This window comes from Roseivirga thermotolerans (assembly GCF_014653175.1).
Taxonomy (GTDB): domain Bacteria; phylum Bacteroidota; class Bacteroidia; order Cytophagales; family Cyclobacteriaceae; genus Roseivirga; species Roseivirga thermotolerans.
On sequence record NZ_BNAG01000006.1, the window covers coordinates 100589 to 108775 of the forward strand.

5 protein-coding genes are annotated in these 8187 nt (G+C 38.5%); all 5 read left to right on the top strand.

Translation table 11 applies throughout. The features are described 5' to 3' along the window. The first annotated feature begins 34 nt into the window (after positions 1–34). Complete coding sequence (locus IE164_RS18125) at positions 35–1456, top strand: hypothetical protein (RefSeq protein WP_189631695.1); 1422 nt, start codon at positions 35–37, stop codon at positions 1454–1456. Positions 1457–1802: 346 nt separating this feature from the next. After that, entirely contained in the window at positions 1803–2858 is a 1056-nt protein-coding gene (locus tag IE164_RS18130) for a hypothetical protein (protein WP_189631696.1), read from the top strand. Positions 2859–3025: 167 nt separating this feature from the next. Then, positions 3026–4132, top strand: a complete 1107-nt coding sequence (locus tag IE164_RS18135; RefSeq protein ID WP_229838771.1) for a hypothetical protein — start codon at positions 3026–3028, stop codon at positions 4130–4132. Beyond that, complete coding sequence (locus IE164_RS18140) at positions 4122–4883, top strand: helicase associated domain-containing protein (protein ID WP_189631697.1); 762 nt, start codon at positions 4122–4124, stop codon at positions 4881–4883. Before IE164_RS18135 ends, IE164_RS18140 begins: the two co-directional genes overlap by 11 nt. 2 nt (positions 4884–4885) lie before the next feature. After that, positions 4886–8149: an RHS repeat domain-containing protein gene (locus tag IE164_RS18145; protein WP_189631698.1), complete on the top strand. Its 3264-nt coding sequence runs from the start codon at positions 4886–4888 to the stop codon at positions 8147–8149. Positions 8150–8187 lie beyond the last annotated feature (38 nt).

Below are 8187 nucleotides of genomic sequence, written 5' to 3' on the forward strand. Positions count from 1 at the left end.
CAACTAAACTTATAATTGAGTTTAGTTTTTCAATATGCGTGCACTACTCTTCCTACTCGGTATTTATACTTCTTTTTTATGCAATGGACAATACATGGTCGATTTACCACTCAATCTGGATAAATCGATATCCGATGCACATGTTAAAGTTCTAGAAGAAGGAGTGCTTCTCTCCTTTGAGCTTAAGAAAGCTACGGAGGTTGTTTTGCTTAACGAGAATCTGGATTTTGTTAAAAGAATTACGTTACCTGCTCCATTTAAGTCAACCAATTTTATTGGTGTCAGGGAGACAAATGAGAGCTTTTTTGTCTACCGAAAAGTGCAAGATTCTGGTTGGTTTATGAATGAAGTAAAAATAGACAAAACAACATTCGATACATATGAGCGTGTTTACCCTCTTTCAAATGACGGCTTGGATTCATTTGCGAATTTTGTTTTAGATAATGAAGTCTTTAGCATCCGTTCTGATCAGAATAATATGATTTTGAAGATACTGAGATCGTCAAAAGGTGATGACCTGTCCGAGTATAGCTATAAACTGTCTGAAAGTGATATTGAGCTCTTCAGGAAGGGCTCAGGCCTTTTTTCAACAGGTTCAGTATCTATGGAGCGAATGGATAAAAGTGCTGAACACAGCATTTATAATACTCATGAAAAGTATAAGTTTTTTACAAGTAATTCAGGAGGTTTAATACTTACCATTGATGGGAAGGAGAACTCCGTAGATTATTTGAGAATTTTAACATTTACAACTGAACCAGAAGTAGAAGGTTATTCAAGATTGAAAGAGACCTTTATGCCTAGAGTTATTAGTTCTGGATTGCGTTTTTCTGCCAATTCATTCATACACAATGATATGATATTCAGTGTAGGTATTAACGAAGATGCGATAATGCTGGATATTCTTGATTTAGACAACCTTAGTCCCATTAAGAGTTTTTCCAGCGTCTCTGAAGAAATAACTAGCAGAATCAAACCGAATATCCTTTATCAGGAAGGAGCGTTATCTCTGCTTGCCAAGACAGAGAAGAGCTACGACAAGCCAAAAAAGATTATGAGCAAAATAAGAAAGGGGCAGGCTGGTATTGTGGTTGCAGATAGAGGGAGTTTCATTGAATTAACTATAGGATCTTATGTGCCGCCCCAGACAGGAGGAGGAACTTGGGTTGGTGGATATAACGGTATGGCTCCAATGTATATACCAAGTTTCTATTCTTTTGGAGATGGAGTGACTTATTTTTACAGAGTTAAATTAGATCCTGAAACTCTTGAAAGCCTAGGTAGTATTGATGTGGAGAGAGATATCGATAAGTTAAATGACTTTTTAGAGAGCGACAAAAGCCTAAAAGAAGAGGCATTTCTGAATGGAAGGATTCTATTTGAAATGAATGGGGCCTATTATATAGGGTATCAGCAAAGAGATACTCATAAGTATAAGATTTGGAAAGCTTTATGATTAAAAGGCCTGCATTCGCAGGCTCTTTGCTATGCGTCCTTGACAGAATTTGCCTAATCGAAATCCTTAAACTTCACCCACATTAGGACGGGGTTTCCCCAAACTGAGTATAGATTGTATCTACACTCACAGGTATTTTCCGCGGCTGACTCTTCCCTTTGGTGAGAATCCTTTTTCCAAGCTCATATCATGCTTAATCAAAGTTGAAATAGTTTATTTGAAAATCTTTTGCTTCTTGGATTTTTTTGTTTATAAAAAAATATGTGAGAGTACTATTTAAACAATGATAATATCTATCTTGAAGAATTATCTGTATTCAGTTTTTAACTATTCAATTTAAACTCACATGAGAGCAAGTATACTCATTATCACCAGTTTAATGGTGTCTTTTTTACACTCAAATGCACAAGATGAAACTATCAACGGAAGGCTGACGGTAAAGAAGGCTTCTTGGTTAGGTGACATAACAGTTGGCAATCCTAACACAGGAACCAATATAGTTGCAGGGCTGTCCCTTCTTCATTCCGATACAAACTATTATGGCAACTATGGTGGAATCATGTTTTATGCGAACCAAAGCTGGACTTCATCGGCTAGGAGATATCTATTGACAAACGGTTTTAAGACAAATCGCTTTGCCATTATTCGAGCTAGCGTTAGTATGACTTCACCTTCTTTAGGACTTAACGGGGAAGCTCAAGATGGCGTAGTGGACTTCGTAATGAATAATACAGGAGATGTTGGGATTGGTATGGAATCCCCTGCGTATAAGCTTGATGTAAACGGAACAGGCAGGTTCTCAGGTTTTTTGGAACTCCAAAACCCTCAGACGCAATACACTACTTCTTTATCGGAAGTAATTAGCCGATCAGCTTTTAGCATAAAAGCAAATAGTCAGAACTCCACAAGACTAGCTTTTGGTCAAGCAGGTACAGGAGCAACTGTCACAATGCAAACTACCAATGGTTCTTCAACCGCTTCTTGGCACATAGCTTTAAGCCCCTATGGTGGGAATGTAGGGATAGGTACGGGAAATACTGATCCTTCTTTCAAGCTAGATGTAAATGGCGCAAGCCGTTTTACTGGCAAAATGATAGTTGATAATGATATAGAATCCAAGAAGGTCAAGGTCACTGCCACCCCGGGGTCAGTTCCTGATTATGTATTTGCTATAGACTATAATTTGATGTCTTTAAGTGAGGTGGAAGAATTTATCAAAGCAAACTCCCATTTGCCCAATATTCCCAATGCCAAAGCAATAGAAACCAATGGTCAGGATGTTGGAGATTTACAGCTCAAGCTACTGGAGAAGATTGAAGAGTTGACGCTTCACATGATTGAAATGGAAAAGACCATAAAAAGCCAGGCCGCTGAATTAGAAAAGCTAAAAAGTAACAATTAGGAATGGTCATAAACTCAGTTGTTCGGATGTAGTTTTTTGTTGTTTACATATATAATTGATTAAGCTTATTTTTTTTACTTTAACCATAATGAATTTGAAAGTAAGATTTAAGAAAGATTAATGTGTAAATAATCGAAATACTTAATACTTTAGGTAAATTTCAAACAATGAAACACACACTGAAATCCCTAGCCTGTTTATTACTATTAAGCCTTCCATTCAATTTTTATGCACAAAACCTTCTTGACCTAAATGGCTGGACTATAGGTTCTGGTAGCGCTTCCGGCTTCAGTCAAAATGGTTCAACATCCGAAAACACAAGAGAGTGGGGCATTGGTCCTCATGGAAACAGGGTGATTCTTTGGAAGGCAAGTCCAGATGCAGGGGGGGGGACAAGTGGAGGATGGGACTCTAATTATTATGCTATTGACCATTCAAAGGAATATAGAGTGTCTGTTTGGATTAAGAAGACCAATTCCAATAATGGCTATAGCTACCTTGGTTGCACTGGGGGCGGGAGTCATGTTTTGAATTTGGACGGTTCCGTAAACAACAATGCTTATTTCTGGGTAGGTGACCCCCCAACATTAGATCGATGGTATTTGATTGTTGGCTATGTTCATGGCAGTGGTGATAACAGCACCGAGAATTATGGTGGGGTTTATGATGGAGTGACTGGCAAAAAGGTGGTAAATATCACTGATTTCAAATTTCAAACCTCAACATCGAGCCTTCGACACCGCTCATACCTCTATTACGATTCAAATACCTCCGATCGACAATACTTCTATGCCCCCCGCATAGATGAAGTGAATGGCAATGAACCAACCATTGCTGAGCTTTTGGGTATTATGCCCAATAGTTTGGATGAGCTCTCGGTAGGAACAGACAATTTACCTTCTGGCTACAAGCTCTCTGTTGGTGGAGATGCCATAATGGAAAAGGTAAAAGTTCAGGTAGAGGGGGCTTGGCCTGATTATGTTTTTTCCGATGGGCACCCTCTACTGTCTTTAGATGAACTTCAGCAATACATTAAGGAGCATGGTCATTTACCTGGAATTCCTTCAGCCAAGGAAATAGAGGAAGAAAGACAAGACCTGGGCCTCATTCAACAAAAGCTCTTAGAGAAGATAGAGGAGTTGACACTTTATGTTCTCAATCAAGAAAAGCGCCTCTCTCGATTGGAGGAAGTTGAAAATGAGAATGACCAAATTAAAAAGCAATTAAGAGAAGCATTAGATCAGTTGAAGAAATTAGGCAATAATGAGAATTAGATTAGTATTCATTTATCTGACAATCTGTTTACCTGCACTGAGTCAAGTAAGCATTGGCAATGGTACCAACATTAGCAGTAATGATGGAAGTTCTATAAAGTTGAACTATGGCAACTCATTGGGGCATTTAAATCTAATACAAGACTCTTGGATGAATTTCTATACAGACCGTGCTAAATACTATTTTGATAAGGAAGTGGTATTCAATAGTGGTATTTCAACCTATAATTCAAACAGTCTCACGTTAAGCTTTACACCTGGGAATCTAACCATTGTCACTGATGGCTGGATGAACTTCTATACAGATAGATCAGCATTTTATTTTAGTAAGCCAATAATATCCAATAGTGGAGAATTTGGTTCTTACAATCAAAGTGATTTAATCCTTAAAACCAATGGGACAACCAGGTTGACGATAGATAACTCATCAGGTGATGTAATTATCAATGAGTGCTTAGAATCCAAGAAAGTAAAAGTCTCTGCCGCTCCCGGCTCATTCCCAGATTATGTATTTGCAAATGAATATCAGCTCAAAAGTTTGTCTGAGCTAGAAGCCTTCATTAAGGAAAACGGCCACCTTCCCAATGTGCCCACCGCTAAGGAAGTAGAAGCCAATGGTCAGGATCTGGGGCTAATCCAACAAAAGCTATTAGAGAAGATAGAGGAGTTGACGCTTTATACAATTGAACAACAAAAACTGATCAAACAACTAACTGAAAGAATTGAAAAACTCGAAAACACAGGCAACTAATTATGAAAGTCATTTATAAAATCACCCTGCTTTTTTTTGTAGCCATCGGCCTCCCGGCACAAGATTTACCAAAAATCGTTCCTTTGAGTCCAAATGCAGCCTCCATTGTAAAATATGGAGAAATACCGGTGGGCTATTTCACAGGTACTCCAAACATACAAATACCAATATATACTATTCAATCAGGTGAGCTTTCTCTTCCTCTTTCCTTAAGTTATCATGCAGGGGGCAATAAGGTAGAAAGCGTTGCTTCCTGGGTAGGTTTAGGTTGGTCTTTAAGCTCAATTCCCTCAATCTCTAGAAGTGTACGTGGAATTCCCGATGAGAGTGGTGGGTATTTTGAAAAGTACAGCGGAAAAACTGTACAGGAACTCTGGAATTTAGATGAGAGTAACACTACATTTCAGTCATACAGACAGGATTTGTACAATGGGGTTGCTGATTCAGAGCCAGACATTTTTAGCTACAGCTTGCCAGGGGAAAGTGGGAAATTCTTTTATAATCAGGAGGTAGATGCTTTCATTACCTTTCCTAAGTCTAATTTGAAAATCTCAAGAAGTGGACATGTTTTTACGCTGACAACACAAGATGGAACCAAGTTTATATTCGATGAAAGGGAAACTATTCCCAGTGGATCTGCTCTAATAACTACCACTTGGTATGCTTCTTCTATGATTTCGGCCTCTGGAAAAGATAATATACAGTTCACTTATTTAAACGAAAGCCCGATTCAAAAGACAAAAAATGTGGTTACCAAGTACCATTACCTAAGTGGTCTTTCCAACGGTTATCCGTCAGATAATGGTAGTACTCTTACAATTAATACCACCAATGCAAAAGTTATAGATCAGATAATTTTCAAAAACGGTTATGTGAAATTCAATAAGAATACTAGCTCATACAGGGCAGATATTAATGGGGGTTATAGTTTGAATAATGTTTCCGTTCATGATAATTATCAACAATTGATTGCCCAGCATAAATTCACCTTTAGTTATAAACAAGGAACAGGTAACAGTGGTGCTGGAACTGCATGCTATAATGCCGATACCCAAAGTAAGACTTGGATGTTTCTAGACAAGTTGGAACAAGTATCCAATGATGATTCAAATATTAGCTTGTCCTACTTGTTTGAATATAACGACAGTTATTTGCCTGCGTGCAGATATAGTGCTGCACAAGACTACTGGGGTTATTATAACGGAAGTGAGTCCAATTCAGACCTGATTCCTTCATATTACCTTCCCAATTCGAACAATCTAATTGCAGGTGCAAACAGAAGTGTGAACCCGGATTATTCAGATTTTGGAATCCTTGAGAAAATGACCTACCCAACAGGAGGGTATACTGAGTTTGTTTTTGAAAATAATGTTGCTTTTACGAGCGATCTTCAGCCTCAGTATAGTTCAGGCGGTCAAATTATTGCAGGAGACGAATATTTTGATGCAGAAGAAACCTTACCTGCAACCAATTCTTTTCAAAAGACATTTACAATAAATAATCCGCCAGAACCATTCTTGAACAACAACAACCCGAATGGAGGAGCCACTGTGAGCTTTGAGATACAAAACCCAGGATGCGATTTGAGCGGAGGGGCAAATCCATGCGCCTACTTTACCGTAACATCTGCCTCTAGTCCAACTTACTATATACAAATTCAAGGATCATCATTCTATTTGCCCAATGGAATTTATACAATGACGGCTTCTTTTAATCAACCTAGCCCCAATACCAATTATCGTGACTTTATCTTTATGGCCAATTGGCAGGAAATCGTAAACTACCAAGACGGAAACCGCTATGCAGGAGGTTTAAGGATCAAAGAAATAAGAAATTATGCAAACTCTGCTACCCAGCCTATTGTCAGAAGGTATAAGTATACTAAAGAGTATAATTCGACTGAGTCATCAGGAGATGTTTTCAGTATTCCCAACTTTAGGTATTCAGAAGTAGTTACATATCAGAATTCTACTCCTCCACAAAGTGGGGTTGATAGGTCTACCTTGCTTAGGGTAAGATCGGTAAGTAATATTCAACAAGTAAGCCATTCTGGCTCCTATGTTGGTTATAGTACCGTTTTTGAAGAAACTGATAATGTGAATGAAACCGGCTACAGTGAATACCATTACTCCAACGCAAAGGATGAGCCTCAACATTATGGTTTCCCATATCCACCCGATCAAAGCATTGAATTAGAACGGGGGCAACTCATTAAAAAGAGAGACTTTAAAAAGGTTGAAACTGGTTTTGAGAAAGTACAGGAAAAGAACATGACTTTTACTAGTGTAGCCTTTGATAGTTCACTGGAATATCCAAAATCTTCATTTGCAATTAAATGGGGTAACTTAACTATCAGTGAAATTGCTCCAAATACTTGGACAGCCCAAACAATGGTCGATTATCAGGTTTTTGGCGGTTGGAAGGCTTTAGCTAATGAATCTAATACCAGCTACTATAGTTCTGGTTCAGTTACGACAAGTAGTGATTATTTTTATGACAATTCAAAACATTTGCTGCCAACACGGATCAGAACTATTGACAGCAATGGCCGTCACTTTTTCAACGTAACCAAATTCCCTCAAGATATTGGAAACCCGAATACGGCAATCATAGCATTGATTAACCAAAATCGCTTGACGCAGACTATTGAGCGCAGGACTTTTGTTGATGTAGATACAGATGCTGTTATAGACCCGGGAGAGGAACTCAATACAGAAAAGCATGACTTCAAGGAGTGGTATTCAAATGTTGTAATGCCTGAATTTATAAAGAACACCACGGGGTCAAATAACCTGGAGGATCGTATTGTTTTCAGTGCCTATTATTCCAATGGAAGCTTAAAGGAAGTGTCTAAGGCAGGTGGTACTAAAATAGTTTACGTTTGGGGCTATAATGGAGAATATCCTGTTGCCATGATTGAGAATGCCACTTTTACAGTTGGTCAGCCCAACACTATTTCTGGTGCCCAACAAACATTGATAGACAATGCAGTGGCTGCTACCGTTAATGAGACGTCTCAGAATTCCGAGGATAACCTACGAGATAAGCTCCAGCTATTGCGCCAAGGTTTTCCAAAAGCCATGGTTACGACCTACACATACGATCCTTTAGTAGGTGTTACCAGCATAACTAGTCCTAATGGGTTGACCAACTATTATGAGTATGATGGGTTTAACAGGTTAAAGTACATAAGGGATGATAGCGGGAATATTTTAAAGAAGAACGAGTACGTATATCAGCAAAATGCCAACACCACAAACAATTAGAGAATGACACACACGAAGATAAGATATGCAACAGGGGT

Excerpts from the sequence above, each read along its gene's own strand:
- IE164_RS18145 (WP_189631698.1), top strand. The coding sequence starts at position 4,886 with ATGAAAGTCATTTATAAAATCACCCTGCTTTTTTTTGTAGCCATCGGC.
- IE164_RS18135 (WP_229838771.1), top strand. The coding sequence starts at position 3,026 with ATGAAACACACACTGAAATCCCTAGCCTGTTTATTACTATTAAGCCTT.
- IE164_RS18125 (WP_189631695.1), top strand. The coding sequence starts at position 35 with ATGCGTGCACTACTCTTCCTACTCGGTATTTATACTTCTTTTTTATGC.
- IE164_RS18140 (WP_189631697.1), top strand. The coding sequence starts at position 4,122 with ATGAGAATTAGATTAGTATTCATTTATCTGACAATCTGTTTACCTGCA.
- IE164_RS18130 (WP_189631696.1), top strand. The coding sequence starts at position 1,803 with ATGAGAGCAAGTATACTCATTATCACCAGTTTAATGGTGTCTTTTTTA.